Source organism: Arthrobacter sp. MDT2-34-1 (assembly GCF_059091365.1).
The window spans coordinates 1,038,038-1,054,493 of record NZ_JBNHGO010000001.1; the positions used below are offsets into that span (position 1 = coordinate 1,038,038).

Here is a 16,456-nt window from a genome sequence, read left to right on the forward strand (position 1 = left end):
CGGCCTGCCTGGCCGCCGCGGTCCCCGACCCGGATGGTGATGCAATGGTTTCCGTCTACCAGATGGCCTTGGGGCCGGACTTTCCCCGCCTGGCGCCCGAACTGCAGGAATACTTCTCGCTCGCCCCGCCGGCAGCGGACGACGGCGGACACGAAGTCCGGGGCATCGGGTCCGGCCTGTTCGACGTCGCCGGCTGCCCGGTTCCGGCGCTGCGGCCGTTCCTCGGCCTGACCAGCGGCGACAACGCCTTGTTCCCCGAGTACCAGCAGAATGTGCCCTTCAGCATCGAGAACCGGGCTTCCCTGAACGCCAGCGGCCAGCCGGAGCTCACCGCCGTCAGGACACTCAGCTTCCACGACCGGACCCGGATCGTGGAGGACCGGACCAGTTGGGACGACGATCTGCGCCGGCCCGTCGGTGCCCTGGGCCGCAGCGGTCGCCTGCTGACGGATGTGGCGTGCTCGGTCGGTGCCGACGGCCGGATGCGCCTCGCGTCGCGGCGATGCCGGATATCAGCCGGCCCGCTCACCATCGGGCTTCCGCTGCTGCTGGATGCCGCGGCCTTCACGGAACAGTGGTGGGATGGATCCGAGGGTTGTTTCCGGATCCGGACGAAGGTGATCCAGCGCCAGCTCGGCACCGTGCTGGAATACTCCGGATCCTTTACGTACTCGGTGTAAGCCTAATCGAAGTCCAACACAGCGCCGCATCCGGGATTCTTTGCCGGCCGCCCGCGGCCGGCTTTGGTCGGGGCCGCCCCGGTCGGAGCCGCTCCGGGCTCATGCCTCGGCGACGACCTGGTTCAGGGCGTCGGCCGTCTGGGTGAGCCGCTTGACCACCGCGCGCGCCGTCTCCGGCGAACGTCCGGCCAGGCCGGCGGAAGGCGTAATCCTCAACCGCGGCAGCCGCGTCAACGGCAGGCCCAGCTGCCGCCAGGGTCTGACCACCGCATCGACGAGGGCGCTGACCTGCGGGACGGCGCCCACTGCCGGGTCAATGATGCCTGCCCACACGGTCCGGTCCGCTTCCACCGCCGCGGCGATGGTCTCCCACTGCCGGGTGGTCAGGGCACCGGTGGGGAGGGCGACCCCGTCCAGTCCGCTGCCGGCCACGGCGTCGAGGGAGGAATCGGCGGCGGGGACCAGGGCGACCACCTCCACGGCTCCGGCATCGCGCAGCGCGGCGGCCACCAGGTCCCAGGCGGCGGAGGCCTCCGTGGCCGCGACCGCCCGCAGGGTGCGGTATCCGCTGGCCGTAGGGATGGTCCCGGCCAGCACGGCATCGAGCTCCGGCTCCTCGAGCTGGACCACCAGTTCCGTGCCGGCCGGCAACGCGGCCCTGACCTTGGCCAGGTGTCCGGCCGCGCCTGCCGCGAGCGACTGGGCGAGGTCCCGCCGGGCGCCGGCGTCGATCAGGGCGCGTTCGCCGTTGTGCAGGTGGAGGTTGGCGGCCAGGGACATCGGTCCGCGCATTTGGATCTTGAGTTGGTCGCCGGGGCGGTCTTCGGCGCCGACCACATCGGCCAGCACGTTCAGGTCGGTCCGCAGCGCGGACACGGCCCTGCGGTGGTCCTGCCCCGGACGGTCCACCAAGCGCCAGCCGTGCGGCTGCAGATCGATGAACAGCCCCTCCAGCATGCCCGCAGTTCGTGCGGTCGGATCCGACCCGGCGCCGCGGTCCGGCAGCTCGACCAGATGCGGCAGGTTCGGCTCGCCCAGTTCACCGCGGACGATGCGCGCGGCCTCGGCTGGTTCCGTGCCGGGCCAGCTGCCCAGCCCGGTGGCGCTCACGTGGGCGGGCCGCCCGGGCCCGGCAGGCACGTCGGCGGCAGGCCCGTGGGAACCGGCGGCCATGTCAGTTGCCGCCGTTGTGCTCGTCGGAGATGGCCTGATGGTGCCTGATGACCTCCGAAATGATGAAGTTCAGGAACTTCTCGGCGAAGGCCGGATCCAAATGCGCTTCTTCGGCCAGCCGCCGCAACCGGTTGATCTGGGCGGTCTCCCGGTCGGGGTCGGCCGGCGGCAGTTTGTGCGCGGCCTTCAGGTACCCCACACGCTGGGTCGCCTTGAACCGCTCGGCGAGCAGATAGACCAGCGTTGCGTCGATGTTGTCGATGCTTCCCCGCACCGCCAACAGCTCCGCCATCACCTCGGGCGCCACCTGGTCGGAGAGGGAGCTGGCGGTCGGGTCGTAGTCATCGGCAACGCGGGGGTCGGTCATGCCACCAGTTTATGGTTCGGCCCGCGCGGGAGGTGCACCGGTTACCGCTCTGTGAAGCACCGCCCGTGACGCGGCCCGCGCCCCCGGCCCGCGTCACGGGCCCGCGTCCCGAGAGGACGATCGCCGCCGGCGCGGCCCGGACGAAGGGGTTCCGCGCCGGGCGTGCCGCTTCATCTAGGAAACGTTGGCCGGGTCCCAGCTCAGCGAACGCGCCGAATCGATGGTTGCCTGGCCCAGCACCCTGGTTCCTTGGTAGAGCACCATGGTCTGGCCCGGGGCCACGCCGCGCATCGGTTCGATGAGGGTCACGACCAACTGCTGCCAGCCATCCTCGCCAACCTCCGCCTGCGCCCGCGCCGCCACCGGGTCGCCGTGCGCGCGGACCTGCACCATGCAGTCGAACTCGGTGCGCGCCGCGACCTCGGGCAACGGCAGGCCCGCCCAGGAGACCTTGATGCCGCGCATCTGGTCGACGGCCAGCAGGTCCTCGGGTCCCACCACCACCTTGTTCTCCTTGGGCCGGATCTCCAGCACGAACCGCGGCTTGCCGTCCGGGGCGGGCCGGCCCAGCTTCAGTCCGCGGCGCTGGCCGACGGTGAACGCGTTGGCGCCCTCGTGTTCGCCGACCACCTGGCCGTCCTGGTCAACGATGGAACCGGACTCCATCTCGATCTTTTCGGCCAGCCAGCCACGGGTGTCGCCGTCGGAAATGAAACAAATGTCATGGCTGTCCGGCTTGTTCGCCACGGAGAGCCCGCGCGCCGCCGCCTCGGCGCGCACCTCGGCCTTGGACGGCGTTTCGGCCAGCGGGAACATGGAATGTTTCAGCTGCTCGTGGGTCAGTACGCCCAGCACGTAGGACTGGTCCTTGGCCCAGTCGGCGGCGCGGTGCAGTTCGCGGTTGCCGTGCTCGTCCTCGATGACCTTGGCGTAGTGGCCGGTGCACACCGCGTCGAACCCCAGCGCCAGTGCCTTCTCCAGCAGCGCGGCGAACTTGATCCGCTCGTTGCAGCGCATGCAGGGGTTCGGCGTCCGGCCGGCGGCGTATTCGGCGATGAAATCGTCCACCACGTCTTCCTTGAACCGCTCGGAGAAGTCCCAGACGTAGTACGGGATGCCCAGGATGTCGCAGGCGCGCCAGGCGTCGCGCGAATCCTCGATGGTGCAGCAGCCGCGGCTGCCGGTGCGCAGGGTGCCGGGCATCCGGCTCAGGGCCAGGTGCACGCCCACGACGTCATGGCCGGCCTCCACCGCCCGTGCCGCCGCCACGGCGGAGTCCACGCCGCCGCTCATCGCTGCCAGTACCTTCATGAATTCGTTTCCCTACTGATTCGTTGTCGTGTCCGCCGCGGCCGCCACGTTCCGTGCACCCCACCGCACCTGCCCGGTCCGCCGAGGCCTCAGCCGGACTGCGTGCCCGCGGTCTGGATGCTGGAGACGTGGCCGGCCATCCCGGCCTTTCTGGCCCGCGCGTATGCCTCCGGCAGCGCTGCCACCAGTGAGTCAACGTCTGACTCGGTTGTTGTATGCCCGAGCGTGAAGCGCTGGGCCCCGCGGGCTTCTTCTTCGCTCAGCCCCATGGCCAGCAGGACGTGCGACGGCCGGGGCACTCCCGCGGTGCAGGCCGAGCCGGTGGAGGACTCGACGCCGGCCAGGTCCAGCAGGAACAACAGCGAATCGCCCTCGCAGCCGGGGAAGGTGAAATGCGCGTTGCCGGGCAGCCGCAGGCCCTCGTGCTCCGGATCCGGGGTGCCCCGCAACACCGCCTCCGGCACGCCGCGCGCGACGCCGGCGATGAGCCGGTCGCGCAATTCCGCCAGCCGTGCGGCTTCTTCCGGCAACTGCCCGACGGCGGCCTCCGCGGCCGCGGCGAAGGCCGCGATCGCCGGGGTGTCCAGGGTGCCCGACCGGATGTCGCGTTCCTGGCCGCCGCCGTGCTGGACGGGCGTCAGCTTCACGTCCCTGCCGACCAGCAGCGCACCGACCCCCACCGGGCCGCCGATCTTGTGCCCGCTGATGGCGAGGGTGTCCAGCCCGGAGGCCTTGAAGTCCACCCGCAGGTGGCCGAACGCCTGGACGGCGTCCGAGTGGACCGGGATGCCGTGCCGCTTCGCGGCGGCGGCTATTTCTGCCATCGGTTGGACGCTGCCGACCTCGTTGTTGGCCCACATGACGGTGACCAACGCCACGGCCGCGGGGTCGGCTTCGATTTCCCGCCGCAGGGCCTCGACGGAGACCACGCCGTGGGCGTCGACCGGCAGCCAGACCGCCTCGGCGCCCTCATGCTTCGCCAGCCATTCCACCGTGTCGAGCACGGCGTGGTGCTCCACCGGCGAACACAGGATCCGCCGCCGCCGGGGGTCGGCGTCGCGCCGGGACCAGTACAGGCCCTTGACGGCAAGATTGTCGGCTTCGGTACCGCCGGACGTGAAAATCACCTCGGACGGATGCGCCCCGGCCGCGGCGGCGATGGTCTCGCGGGCGTCCTCGACCACCCTGCGGGCACGCCGGCCGGAACCGTGCAGCGAGGAGGGGTTTCCGCTGCGGCTGAGTTCATGGGTGAGTGCGGCCAGGGCCTGCGCCACAAGGGGCGTGGTCGCCGCGTGGTCAAGGTACACGGGCACGCCAATATTTTACATGCCCCGGTGCGCTTGGTTTCAGCCCGTCGCCCGGCCCCGGGAGGCCCGAAGCCCGCAGGCATTTCAGCGCCGGTTGATCCTGGCGCAGCAGAACGGCCCGTCCGGATCCGCGGCGACGCCGTGGGACTGGTCCGCGCAGCCGGCCAGCATCCCTTGCAGCAGGGCGAGGTTCAGGCCGCATACCGTTTCCGTGTGGCTGCGGGCCAGCAGGTGGAACGGGCAATTCCCCAGCGCGAAACCGGCCGCGTCCGGCAGCGGCCGGTAGCCCGCCGCGGCGAGGGCTTCCGCCAGGCCGCCGGCGCCGGCCCCCAGTTCGCGGCCCTTGGCGCGGGCGGCCTCGGCCACCAGTTCATGCGCCGGGCGGGCGGTCCTGGCCGATTCCTCGACCGCCGTGGCCAGCAACTCGCCGGCCAGGCCGTAGGCACGTTCCGGCACGGAGGCCGATACTTCGGGCACCGCTGCCGCGTAGACCTTGGCCGGCCGGCCGGAGCCCGGCCCGGATTTACCGCTGAGTTTCCGGAACTCGATGCTCAGCAGTCCGTGCCCGGCGAGCGCGTCCAGTTGGAGGGACACGGTGCTGCGCGGCAATTCCAGGGCGGCGGCTGCCTGGTCCCGGGTCACCGGTTCGGCGCTGTAGCGGACGAATTCGAAGAGGCGGCGGCGGACGTCGTCGCCCAGGGCCGAGACGGCAGGGAGTCCGGGTGGCGGCTGGTCGGCCATGGGGTCCTTTCCGGTGGGGGGGTGCATTGACTTATCCGGAACCGGTTTCTAAAGTCGGATGTACTCATTTTAGAACATCTGGCCCTGCCCCGACAGGCAGCTGCCGGTGCTTCCATCAGATCGGCGGCCAGGGGGCGGACCCGCCGCGTGCCCGCCGGCACATGAAGGAGCGCTGCCATGGCTGGGAAACCGATCGTCATCGCCGGGGCCGGCCTGGCCGGTGCGACAGCGGCCAGGGAGCTGCGCAGCGGCGGCTTCAGCGACGAGATCGTGCTGGCCGGCGCCGAGGACCAGCACCCTTATCTTCGTCCGCCGCTGTCCAAGGGCTTTCTGGCGGGCCGGGAGGATGAACAGTCGGGGCTCGTGCAGCAGCCCGACTGGTATGCGGAGCACGGCGTCCAACTGTTGCGCGGCACCACGGTGGAATCCTTCGATCCCGCTGCGCGTACTGTCTCGCTCGCCGATGCGGGCACCGTGGAGTACTCGCAGCTGTTGCTGGCCACCGGGGCATCGCCGCGCAGGCTGGAACTGCCCGGCGCCGGGCTGGGCGGCGTGCACTACCTGCGCACGCTGGCGGACAGCCGGGCCCTGCACGCGGTGCTGGCTTCCGGGGACCAGCGGCTGGTCGTGATCGGCATGGGCTGGGTCGGCATGGAGGTTGCGGCCACGGCGCGCCAGCTCGGCAACGAGGTCACGGTCCTGGGCCGCGGCGACATCCCGCTCGCCCCCGCCCTGGGCGACGCCATCGGCAGCATCTTCGCCGATACCCACCGCCGCGAGGGCGTCCTGCTGCGCACCCGTCGCTGGCCGGTGGAAATTTTCGGCGAGGACGGCAACGGCGGGGAGGGCAGGGTCGCCGGCATTGTCCTGGACAACGGCGAGCGCCTGCCCGCCGACCTGGTCCTGGTGGCCATCGGCGCCGTCCCGAACACCGCCTTGGCCGAAGCTGCGGGGCTGGCCGTGTCCAGCGGCATTGACACCGACCAGACCCTGCGCACCTCCGCCGAGCATGTCTACGCTGCCGGCGACGTTGCCCATGCCTACCATCCCGGTTACGGCGGCCCGCTGCGCAGCGAGCACTGGGCGAACGCCCTGGCCCAAGGGAAGACCGCCGCTGCCGCCATGCTGGGCCAGGACGCGTCCAACGACGACATCCCGTACTTCTACACCGACCAGTTCGGGATCGGCATGGAGTACTCCGGCTATTTCCCCTGGTCGGCGCGGGGTGAGCCGGTGTTCCGGGGCAACTACCAGGACCTGGACTCATTGGAGTTCATCGCGTTCTGGCTGCGTGAGGGCAAGGTGGTGGCTGGTATGAATGTAAATATCTGGGACGTCCAGGAGCCCATCCAGGACCTGATCCGTTCCGGCCGCAGCGTCGATGCCGCGGACCTGTCCAATCCCGACAAGGAGCTGACCAGCCTGTGAGCCAGCCACTGACGACGCGGTCGCCGTCCAGCGCCTTCCTGCCCGAGCTGTACCACCCGGTGCATGACTTCGGTGTCCGACGGATGGACTTCCGCCGCCAGGTGGCGCTAATGGCCATCGTCAACCGCACCCCCGACTCTTTCTACGACACCGGCCGCGCCTTCACCCGGCGGGCCGCCATCGACGCCGCCCTGGCGGCGGTGGCCGCGGGCGCGGACTGGGTGGACATCGGCGGCGTGCCGTTCGCCCCGGGCCCGGCATTGTCCGCGCGCGAGGAAGCCGAGCGGGTTGTTCCGGTCATCGAGGCCGTGCGGGCCGGTTCGGACGCCATCATCTCCGCCGACACCTTCCTGCCCGAGGTGGCCGAAGCGAGCATCCGCGCCGGAGCCAACGTCATCAACGACACCACCGGATTGCACCACCCGGAGCTGGCGGCGGTCGTGGCGGAAGGCGGGGCGCATCTAGTCATCACGCACTCGCTCGCCGCCCCGCGCACCGTCTATCCCCGCCCCCGTTACGACGACGTGGTCGACGACGTCGCCGCGTTCCTGCGACGAAAGGTGCAGCTGGCCCTCGACCTGGGCATCCCGGCCGGGAAAATCATCGTCGACCCGGGCCACGACCTGAACAAGAACACGCTGCATTCGTTGGAAATCACCCGGCGCTTTGCCGAAATCGCGTCCCTCGGCTACCCGGCGCTGGCGGCGGTGTCCAACAAGGACTTCATCGGCGAGACGCTGGCGCAGCGCAAGCAGGAACGGCTCTCCGGCTCGCTGGCCGCCGCGGTGATGTGCATCATGAACGGGGCGCGGATCCTGCGCATGCACAACGTCGCGGAAGCCAGCTCGGCCATCCGCATGACCGAGGCCGTGATGGGCTGGCGGGAACCATCCTGCCTGAGGCACAACATGGGCGACGTCAACGAACCGGCGGCGCCGTGACGCGCCCGATCCGGCGCCTCCTGCCGCCTGGGCCGGAGCAGGCTACCGACCAGCAGCTGCTGGCCTGGTACGGCGATCTCCCTCGCTCCGGTCCGTGGGTCCGCTTCAATTTCGTGGCCAGCCTGGACGGCGCCTCGACCTATGCCGGCCGCTCCGGAACCCTGGGCGACGAGGTGGACCAGCGGGTCTTCCTGCTGTTGCGCAGGCTGGCCGATGTCCTGCTGGTCGGTGCCGGAACGATCCGGGCCGAAGGCTACGGCGGCGAGCTGCTCTCGGCTGAGTCCCAGGCCTGGCGCCTCGCCCGCGGCATGAGTGCGCATCCGCCTGTCGCCGTGGTCTCGGCGTCGCTGGACCTGGACCCGGGCAGCGCATTCTTCACCGCCGCGCCCGTGCGGCCGATCGTGCTGACCAGCGCCGCGTCGCCCGCGACCCGGCGCCGGGCGCTGGAACCGGTGGCCGACGTGCTCGACGCCGGCACCACCAGGGTGGAACCGGCGCGGGTGGTGAAGGCGCTGGCCGCCCGCGGCTACGAGCAGATCCACAGCGAGGGCGGGCCGCTTCTCTTCGGCAGCTTCCAGGCGGCGGGGCTGGTGGACGAGCTGTGCCTGACGATCAGCCCGGTGTTGGCCGGCGGGGCCGCGAAGCGGATATCGGACCATGTTCCCGGCGCGCGCGAGTCGCTGCAGCGGCTTCAACTGCGGCAGGTGCTCGAGTCCGGGTCGATGCTGCTGTTGCGTTACACCGCCGCGGACAGCGCACCGGGGACCACGTCCACGGACACCGGCAGCCTCCCCATACGCTCGCCGTCGGCGTAAGCGGTGACGCCGGCGGCCTCCAGCCGGATCGTCCTGACCCGCTCGATGCGGACGGCCGGATGGCCGAGGTGCCGGCCGGCGTAGACGCGCGGAAAGATGCCGACTAAGGCCGGACGGGACAGTGGCGAGACGATGAACAGATCCAGTAAACCGTCGTCGTACGCCGCCCCCGGCACAATGCGCATCCCGCCGCCAAAGGATCGGCCGTTGGCCACGGCGACGAGCATCGCGTCGACCTCCCGCGGCACGCCGTCCACGACGAGGCTGTAGCTGATGGGCCGGAAGGAGGCGAGTTCGCGCAGCATGGCCAGCGGATAGCGCAGCCGGCCGCGGGGGAACCTCCAGCGGTTGGCACGGTCGTTGACGGCCGCGTCGAAGCCGGCCGAGAGCACCCCGGCGAACCAGGCCGTGGACCCGTCCGGATGCGTCACCCGGCCCAGGTCCACACTGCGCGGCTGCTCCAAGGCGTGCAGGAAATGCCCGACGGCGGCGGCCGGCCCGGCGGGCAGGCCGAACAGCCGGCCAAAGTCGTTCCCGGTGCCCGCCGGCACGATGCCCAGCGGAACCTGTGTGCCCGCCAGCGCGTTGACTGCTAAGTGAACCATTCCGTCACCGCCCACCACCAGGAGGGCGGAGACCCCGCGGCGCAGCGCGCCGGCGACCAGGTCGGCGAGCGCGGCCCCCGTTTCTGCCCGCAGCTCGACGGCGGGGCGGCCACGCCGGGCCAACTCGGCCATGACCTCCGCTCCGGCACCGGCGGCCGTTCCGAAGGACGCGCGGGGGTTGACGGCGACGGCGATCGGCGCGGAGGACGGCAGCGGGGTCACAGCAGATCATTGTGGCATCGCGGCGGCCCGCGGCTGCGGTACGACACAGGCGGCCGGCGGTTACACTTGGCTTCGCGCAGGACTCCCGAGACCCGACAGAGAGGCGGCCGGTGATTCCCCTATCCCACTACGACGTCCTGGGGTTGCCGGTTAATGCCACGGCGCACCAGATCAAGGCCGCGTACCGCCGGGCCGCCCGTGCCACGCACCCGGACCATGGCGGGGATGCCGCCGAGTTCCGCCGCGTCAGCCAGGCCTACGAAGTCCTCAGCAACCCGCAGGCCAGGTCCCGCTACGACCGTTCCTACGGTGCCGCCGGCCCGGGCGCCCCGACGGACAGCACCGGAACCTTCGCGGCCGGCCCCGGACCCCGCCACTCTGCGCCCGGACAACGCGGCCCGTCGGCGTCGGACTCCCCCGTCTATGTTCCCGCCTACGGCTCCCCGGACGGGTCCCCTGCATTGCCGGAGAACATCGCCCGCCAACACATCCATGGGGCGCCGCGGAAGCGTGGCATCTTCGGCGCCGGGACCCGGCTGCGGCGCGAGGCGCTGACGGCGCAGCTGATCAGCCGGCAGATCCTGCCGGCCATCCCGTCCGCACGGCTGGTCAACGGCCTGCACTCGCCGGCGGACAACGGCTTCATCGACCACGCGCTGTTGGCAGGCTACCGGCTGGCACTGATTGATTCGATGCTGCTGCCGCGGGGGAATTTCCGCTGGGACGGCCGCACCCTGCACAAGGACGGACGGATCGTGGAACCGCCGAGGCTGGCACCGGCGGTGCGCAGGATGCAGGAACTGTTTCCGGAGCTCAATGTCACCGGTTGGACGGTGATCCACTCCGCCGACGGGAACCTCCACGAACCGGTGATCGATTACACGCGCGGCTACGACCCGGACGGGATCGTCCCGGTGCACGTGGTCAACGCGGCGCGGCTGGTGCGCGAGCTCAAACAGTTCCTGTCCTCCGGCCCGGCGCCAAACACCGTGCACGTCCCCTCGCTCGCCAAGTTGCTGGGCGGCATGCACGCCTGACGGCGTGCTTCCCCGCCCGCCCGGGCGCTGCTCCGCCCGCCAGCCCGGATGCCGGGCCGCGGCTGAGGCGCGTTTAGGATGTAATCCGTGTTCCGCATCCTCTTCTACGCCCCCGAAATCCCCGGCAATACCGGCAACGCCATCCGGCTGGCCGCGGTCACCGGAGCCGAACTGCATCTGGTCGAGCCGCTGGGCTTCACCTTCGAAGACTCCAAGCTGCGCCGCGCCGGGCTGGACTACCACGATCTTGCCGTGGTCCGGGTCCACGCGGATCTGGAGGCTGCGTGGGACGCCCTGCAGCCGGAACGGGTCTTCGCTTTTGCGTCCGACGGGGAGCGCTCCTACGCGGACGTCGCCTACGCTCCCGACGACGTGCTGATGTTCGGTCCGGAGTCGGTCGGTCTGCCGGCATCGGTCAAACAGGATCCGCACGTCACGGCGCGGCTGCGCCTGCCCATGCTTCCGTCGCTGCGGTCGCTGAACCTGGCCAACGCGGCCTCCATCGCCGTCTATGAGGCGTGGCGGCAGCACGGTTTTGCCGGGGCCAAACTGTAGCGCCACGCTGTGCGGTGCGGCGGCGTGTCGGGCTGGACCCTGCCTTCGGCGGGGACGGATAGACTTGAATCCTATGGATACGCCCCAGCCATCTGATCGCCTGGCCAGCCCCGGAAACTCCCCCGGGGACAACGACTACGCACCGGATGACGATGCCTCCGTGCTGCACGCCGACCAGCTCACCGGCGGATCGGAAGACACCGAGCGGCGGCCGATGCCGGCCGTCACCAAATGGCTGCTGCTTGCCCTGGCCGCCGTCGTCGTGGTGGTGGGGGCCATCGCCGTAGCGAAAACCGTGGGCGGAACCTCGGACCAGGACGTTACGGCTGCCGCGGACGTCTTCGCCAGCCAGCAGGAACTGGAGGGAGGCGGCACCGTGGATGCCTCGGTGTCGCTCCGCGAGAACGCCGCCGTCCTGACGTTCCACGGCGTCCAGGCGTCCGAGGGGCGCACGTACCAGGTCTGGCGGCTTCCGGTGGACGGTTCGGCGCCGGTGTCGGCCGGCACCATCGACGCCGCCGACATCACCTCGGGCAAGCCGGTGGTTATCGACGGCATCTCCACCAGCCGCGAACTGGCCGTCTCCATCGAGGCACCCGGCGGAGCGGAATCGCCCCGCCTGCCGTTCGCCGTGGTCATTCCGCTCGCCACGCCGTAGCCCGGCGCCGCCGGCCACCTGCCGGGCACGGGCGCAGGCACCCGCGCGGCCTGCCACCGTGACGCCGTGGGGGCGCAGGTCTCCCACCGGGCCGGCGTGAGCGGGAGATCGGCCGGCGGTCTGCGGCCTGCGTCAGAATCCGGCGATGGTTTCCGGGGTATTGATTTCCACCACGTGGAAGGCCTCGGCGCTGCGTCCGGGCAGGCCGCCGCGCATGGCGTTCTCCGCCAGGTTCTGGCGCACGCGGGCGTCCATGGCGGCCAAGTCCGGGTGTTGGCTCGCGTGGATCCTGATGGCGGCCAGCTTCGTGTCGACGTGGTCGGTGATGTCCACGTAGTGGTTCTCGCGTTCCCGCGGCCCGCCGTAGAACCACAGGAACGGCACCTTGTAGGCGGCCAGCCCTGCCTCGAGCAGTTCGGGATAGGCGTACGGGTTTTCCACGGCCGGGTAGATCGCGCGGGTGACGATTTCTCCGCAGGCCAGATGGTCCGGGTGGCTCTTTTGAATGCGGTCCCAGGCACGCTCCGGGTGCATGGACAGCACAATGTCGGGCCGGATGCGGCGCATCAGCTCCACCACCTGGCGGATCACCTCGTGGGTGGGCTCCAGGTAGCCGTCGGGCTGATGCAGGAAATGCAGGTCGGTGACGCCGGCCAGCGCTGCGGCCTTGGCCTGCTCGGCCGCCCGCAGTTCGACGATGCCGGCGCGCTGGGCGTCGTCAAAGCCGCCCGCGTCGCCGTCGGTCATGATGCAGTAGCTGACTTCCACGCCCGCCGCGGTCCAGCGGGCAATGGTGCCGGCGGCCCCGAAGTCCAGGTCGTCGGGGTGCGCGGCAAAGACCAGGACGCGTGCTGGCTGAAATTCCTCAACCGTCACCGCCGCTAGCCCTTCCGCCGGCGGATCTCGGCGGCGGCCTGCGGCAAGACGGTGGCCAGGTCGCCCACGATGCCAAAGTCGGCGATCTCGAAGACTGGCGAGTCGGCGTCGTTGTTGACCGCAACAATCACCTTGGCGGTCTGCATGCCGGCCTTCTGCTGGATGGCCCCGGAGATGCCCGCGGAGATGTAGAGCTGGGGCGAGACGGTCTTGCCGGTCTGGCCGACCTGCGCCGAGTGCTCGATCCAGCCGGCATCGGTGGCGGCCCGGGAGGCACCCACCGCCCCGCCGAGCGCGTCGGCCAGGTCTTCGATCGGCGCGAAATCGCCGCCGGTGCCGCGGCCCCCGGCCACGACGACGCGTGCCTCGGTCAGGTCAGGACGGCCGGTGGCGGTCTTCTCGGTGCGTTCGGTGATCCGGGCGGCGGGGCCGAAGTCCCCGGCGTCGACCGTCACGACCTGCGGCGCCGCCGCCTGGGCCGCCGGAGCCGCGGCCACAACATTGGCCTTCACGGTGATGACCGGCGTGCCTTCGGTGACGTTGGCCTGCACGGTATAGGCGCCGGCCAGCACGCTCTTGGTGACCGTCAGGTCCGCCGAGACGTCGATGGCGTCGGTGATGACCCCGGATGACAGTTTGATGCCGGCCCGTGCGGCGATCTCCTTGCCTTCGAACGTGTTGTCCAGCAGCACCGCGGCCGGAGCGGCCTGGCGCACGGCCGCCGCCAGGAAGGCGGCCTTCGGGGCCACCAGGGCGCCGTCCACGTCCGCGGCCGGCAGGTAGACGGTGCCCACGCCGTACTCCCCGAGCTCGGTCCGCAGGGCGTCGGTGAGATCGCCGTTGAATGCTGCCACCGGTTCTCCGATGCCGCGGGCGAGCGTGAGCAGTTCCCGGTGGATCTTGTGCAGGGCGTGGCCGGGACGGTCGATGAAGACAAGAACAGTAGTCATGGTGCCGATATCCTTCGCGGTTTCCGTGGCGGACTAGAGCAGGTTCTGGGCGGCCAGGAAGTCCACCAGGCGGATCCCGGCGTCGCCCTCATCGGTGATGATGGTGCCCTGCGACCGCGGCGGCCGCGCTTCTGCCTTGGCGACGGCGGTCCAGGCACCCGCCGTGCCGACCGCGCCGGGTTCGATGCCCAAATCCGCCAGCGACACGGTGGCCACGGGCTTTTTCTTGGCGGCGATGATGCCCTTGAAGTTCGGGTAACGCGGTTCGTTAATCTGGTCGGTGACCGATACCACCGCGGGGAGTTCCGCTTCCAGGCTGTCGGCGTGGGTATCGCCGTCCCGACGGGCGCGCACGGTGGTCCCGTCGACCTCCAGGCTGGCGGCGAAGGTCAGCTGCGGCAGGCCCAGGCGCTCGGCCAGCTGCGCCGGAACCAGCGAGGTTTCGCCGTCGGTGGATGCCATCCCGGTGAGCACCAGGTCGATGTCGCCGAGGCTGCGGACGGCGGCCGCCAGCACCAGCGACGTCCCGGCGGCGTCCGAGCCGGCCAGGGCATCATCGTTTACGTGCATGCCTTCGGTGGCGCCGATCTGGAGCGCCTTCTTCACGGCGGTGGCCGCTGCTGCCGGGCCCATGCTCAGTGCGATGACCCGGTTGCCGGCCTTCGGGCCGCCGCGCTCCTCCGCCAGCTGCAGGGCGGCTTCGATGGCGTATTCGTCCAGTTCGGACAGGATGCTCTCCGAGCGGTCCACCGTTGCCGGATCGCCGGTCAGGTGCCGGTCGAACTGTGCGTCCGGTACGTGCTTGACCAGCACCACGATGTTCAAGGCTGTGCCTGCTGCTTTTTGCATCCTCGCTGAACTTCCTTCCGCCGTCCACGGCCCGCGCGGGTGTTGCGGGCCGCTGCAAACACCCTAACCTTACCGGCATCGCCGCGGCGGTAAACACCTGCGGGGCTGCCGTTGTGCGCCGCCCCGGTGAGGGCTGGTGCCTCACCGGGGACGTGCGGTCAGGCCTGGCCTTCGCCCAGGGTCACGTCGACGGTGCGTTCTTCGCCGCCACGCAGGTAGGTGACCTGCACGGTGCTGCCGGCGGCGTGTTCGCGGATGGCCGCGGTCAAGGACTGGCTGTCGTCAATGACGCGGTTTTCCACCCGGGTGATGACGTCGCCCTTTTTCAGGCCGGCCTCCTTCGCGGGCGATCCCTCAACCACCTCCACGACGGCCGCCCCCACCGAGAACTGGGTGTTGCCGGAGGAGTTGCCGGAGGGCTTGGCCGTCACCGTCACACCGAGTTGGCCGTGGCTCGCCGTCCCGTCTTCGATCAGGTCCTGGGCGATCCGCTGCGCGTAGTTGCTGGGGATGGAAAAGCCCACGCCGATGCTGCCGCTGTCTTCGCCCGAGGAAGCGATGGCCACGTTGACGCCGATGACCTCTCCGTTGGTGTTCACGAGCGGACCGCCCGAGTTGCCATGGTTGATCGCCGCGTCGGTCTGGATGACATTCAGGAAAATGCTGCCCTGGTTCGAGGACCGTTCCTCGCCGGGGAACTGGAAGTTCCACTGGTCGCCCGGGCCCGGCTGGGCACTGTCACCTGAATTTTCCGGCACGGCGGAGGACGAGACGCTGATGGTGCGGCTCAAGGTGGACACGATGCCGTCGGTGACGGTGCCCGCCAGGCCCAGCGGCGCTCCGATGGCAATGGTGGTGTCGCCGACGTTGAGCTTGTCGGAGTCGGCAAACGTTGCGGGCGTGAGGCCCTTGGCATTGATCTTGATCACGGCCAGGTCCGACAAGGGATCGGTGCCGACCACCTTGGCCTTGTGCACGCCGCCGTCGCTGGTGCGCACCTCGACGTCGGGATTAGCCGTCTGGCCGCCCAGCGTCACCACGTGCGCGTTGGTGAGGATATGCCCCTCCGTGTCCAGGATGATGCCCGATCCTGATCCCCCGGTGTTGCCGCTGGCCACCGAGATCGTCACCACGCTCGGCGAGGCCTTGGCCGCCGCGGCGGTGATCTCGTTGACCGAGTCCGTGTTGTTCACGATCAGCTGCTCCGGACCGCTGCCGGTGATGGAGGTGCCCGCCGAGCCGTCCGCCAGCGCCTGCGAACCCACGGCGACTCCACCGCCGGCCAGGCCTGCCAGCAACATGCCGGCGATCAGCGTCCCGGTGCCAAAGCGTTTCCTGGCGCCCGCCCCGGCACGCTGCCCGCCTGCCGGGTTTCCGTAGCCGTTCCCCTGCCCGTGGCTGCCGCTCCCGTATCCGGGGGTGTGGCCCTGTCCCCCGTAGCCGCCTGGACTGCCGGCGTTCTCCGGGCCGTAGGACGGCACGGCATACTGGCCAAACGTGCCCGGGGCGTGCTGGCCGTACTGAGGCTGCTGCGGGGTGTGGTGTTGGGGCTCCTGCCGGGCCTGGTCTTGCGCCGAAACCTGCCGCGCAGCTTCCGGTGCCGGGCGACGGAACCGCTGGGTCTCGTCGGCTGCCGCCGGCTGCTCCCCGGCACGGAAGGCCGGCGGATTCTGCGGCAACGGTGGCATCGGCCGGGCGGGCCGCTGCTGCGGCTCCTGGTTGTTCTCGCTCATGGCAGGTCCTTTCTTGGTCTGCATTCCACTATGCACGGCTTCGCTGGGATAACGTCGCACGTTTCCTGTAAGGAATCTGGAAACCAGCCGTATGCCGGGGCGGGGCGCGGCCCCGCCGGAAGCCTCCGCACGCCCGCCTGCAGGGTCAATCGATGTATCGCAGTCCTCCACATGCGGCGGAGGAGCTGCTCGGGTGTTCGCCGCGGGC

General features: G+C 70.4%; 17 protein-coding genes. 7 read left to right on the plus strand and 10 right to left on the minus strand.

The annotated features are described in order from the left end of the window. Positions 1-44 precede the first annotated feature (44 nt). A complete protein-coding gene (locus AC5RVV_RS04730) occupies positions 45-680 on the plus strand; it encodes a DUF4166 domain-containing protein (RefSeq protein WP_494000229.1) in 636 nt (211 codons plus the stop codon). Positions 681-779: 99 nt separating this feature from the next. On the opposite strand, the gene AC5RVV_RS04735 is transcribed toward AC5RVV_RS04730, so the two are convergent. The 5 genes from AC5RVV_RS04735 to AC5RVV_RS04755 form a co-directional block, all read right to left on the minus strand. Beyond that, a complete protein-coding gene (locus AC5RVV_RS04735) occupies positions 780-1,853 on the minus strand; it encodes a uroporphyrinogen decarboxylase/cobalamine-independent methonine synthase family protein (protein ID WP_494000230.1) in 1,074 nt (357 codons plus the stop codon). Position 1,854: 1 nt separating this feature from the next. After that, positions 1,855-2,220, minus strand: a complete 366-nt coding sequence (locus AC5RVV_RS04740) for a chorismate mutase (RefSeq protein ID WP_494000231.1) — start codon at positions 2,218-2,220, stop codon at positions 1,855-1,857. A gap of 174 nt (positions 2,221-2,394) precedes the next feature. After that, positions 2,395-3,531: a tRNA 2-thiouridine(34) synthase MnmA gene (mnmA, locus tag AC5RVV_RS04745; protein WP_494000232.1), complete on the minus strand. Its 1,137-nt coding sequence runs from the start codon at positions 3,529-3,531 to the stop codon at positions 2,395-2,397. Between the two features lie 89 nt (positions 3,532-3,620). Next, positions 3,621-4,844 (minus strand): cysteine desulfurase family protein, encoded by a 1,224-nt coding sequence (locus AC5RVV_RS04750; RefSeq protein ID WP_494000233.1) that lies wholly within the window; start codon positions 4,842-4,844, stop codon positions 3,621-3,623. Between the two features lie 78 nt (positions 4,845-4,922). Continuing rightward, positions 4,923-5,579, minus strand: coding sequence for a helix-turn-helix transcriptional regulator (locus AC5RVV_RS04755; RefSeq protein ID WP_494000234.1), 657 nt, complete (start codon positions 5,577-5,579; stop codon positions 4,923-4,925). Positions 5,580-5,756: 177 nt separating this feature from the next. On the opposite strand from AC5RVV_RS04755, the gene AC5RVV_RS04760 reads away from it, so the two are divergent. The 3 genes from AC5RVV_RS04760 to AC5RVV_RS04770 are packed head-to-tail and all read left to right on the plus strand — an operon-like array spanning position 5,757 to position 8,763. Next, complete coding sequence (locus tag AC5RVV_RS04760) at positions 5,757-7,007, plus strand: NAD(P)/FAD-dependent oxidoreductase (RefSeq protein WP_494000235.1); 1,251 nt, start codon at positions 5,757-5,759, stop codon at positions 7,005-7,007. Then, positions 7,004-7,948 carry a dihydropteroate synthase gene (gene folP / locus AC5RVV_RS04765; RefSeq protein ID WP_494000236.1) on the plus strand — a complete coding sequence of 315 codons (945 nt, stop codon included), beginning with the start codon at positions 7,004-7,006 and terminating at the stop codon, positions 7,946-7,948. Before AC5RVV_RS04760 ends, folP begins: the two co-directional genes overlap by 4 nt. Then, positions 7,945-8,763 carry a pyrimidine reductase family protein gene (locus AC5RVV_RS04770; RefSeq protein ID WP_494000237.1) on the plus strand — a complete coding sequence of 273 codons (819 nt, stop codon included), beginning with the start codon at positions 7,945-7,947 and terminating at the stop codon, positions 8,761-8,763. Before folP ends, AC5RVV_RS04770 begins: the two co-directional genes overlap by 4 nt. On the opposite strand, the gene AC5RVV_RS04775 is transcribed toward AC5RVV_RS04770, so the two are convergent. After that, on the minus strand, positions 8,685-9,590 hold the full coding sequence (locus AC5RVV_RS04775; RefSeq protein ID WP_494000238.1) for a diacylglycerol kinase family protein: 906 nt from the start codon (positions 9,588-9,590) through the stop codon (positions 8,685-8,687). The genes AC5RVV_RS04770 and AC5RVV_RS04775 overlap by 79 nt on opposite strands. 110 nt (positions 9,591-9,700) lie before the next feature. Here AC5RVV_RS04775 and AC5RVV_RS04780 point away from each other — a divergent pair, with 110 nt between their 5' ends. The 3 genes from AC5RVV_RS04780 (at position 9,701) to AC5RVV_RS04790 (ending at position 11,840) form a co-directional block, all read left to right on the plus strand. Next, on the plus strand, positions 9,701-10,627 hold the full coding sequence (locus tag AC5RVV_RS04780) for a J domain-containing protein (protein ID WP_494000239.1): 927 nt from the start codon (positions 9,701-9,703) through the stop codon (positions 10,625-10,627). 87 nt (positions 10,628-10,714) lie between these two features. Next, a complete protein-coding gene (locus AC5RVV_RS04785; RefSeq protein WP_494000240.1) occupies positions 10,715-11,182 on the plus strand; it encodes a tRNA (cytidine(34)-2'-O)-methyltransferase in 468 nt (155 codons plus the stop codon). Between the two features lie 73 nt (positions 11,183-11,255). Continuing rightward, on the plus strand, positions 11,256-11,840 hold the full coding sequence (locus AC5RVV_RS04790; protein ID WP_494000241.1) for an anti-sigma factor: 585 nt from the start codon (positions 11,256-11,258) through the stop codon (positions 11,838-11,840). A 132-nt stretch (positions 11,841-11,972) separates the two neighbouring features. Here the strand turns inward: AC5RVV_RS04790 and AC5RVV_RS04795 are convergent, their stop codons facing one another. The 4 genes from AC5RVV_RS04795 to AC5RVV_RS04810 all read right to left on the minus strand — a co-directional run bounded on the left by AC5RVV_RS04795 (position 11,973) and on the right by AC5RVV_RS04810 (position 16,248). Continuing rightward, positions 11,973-12,716 (minus strand): PIG-L deacetylase family protein, encoded by a 744-nt coding sequence (locus tag AC5RVV_RS04795; RefSeq protein ID WP_494000242.1) that lies wholly within the window; start codon positions 12,714-12,716, stop codon positions 11,973-11,975. Between the two features lie 5 nt (positions 12,717-12,721). Further along, positions 12,722-13,666 (minus strand): electron transfer flavoprotein subunit alpha/FixB family protein, encoded by a 945-nt coding sequence (locus AC5RVV_RS04800; RefSeq protein WP_494000243.1) that lies wholly within the window; start codon positions 13,664-13,666, stop codon positions 12,722-12,724. Between the two features lie 33 nt (positions 13,667-13,699). Further along, positions 13,700-14,515, minus strand: coding sequence for an electron transfer flavoprotein subunit beta/FixA family protein (locus AC5RVV_RS04805; protein WP_494000244.1), 816 nt, complete (start codon positions 14,513-14,515; stop codon positions 13,700-13,702). Between the two features lie 158 nt (positions 14,516-14,673). Then, the gene (locus AC5RVV_RS04810) at positions 14,674-16,248 is read right to left on the minus strand and encodes a S1C family serine protease (RefSeq protein ID WP_494000245.1); all 1,575 of its coding nucleotides are present in this window, start codon (positions 16,246-16,248) and stop codon (positions 14,674-14,676) included. Positions 16,249-16,456: the final 208 nt, after the last annotated feature.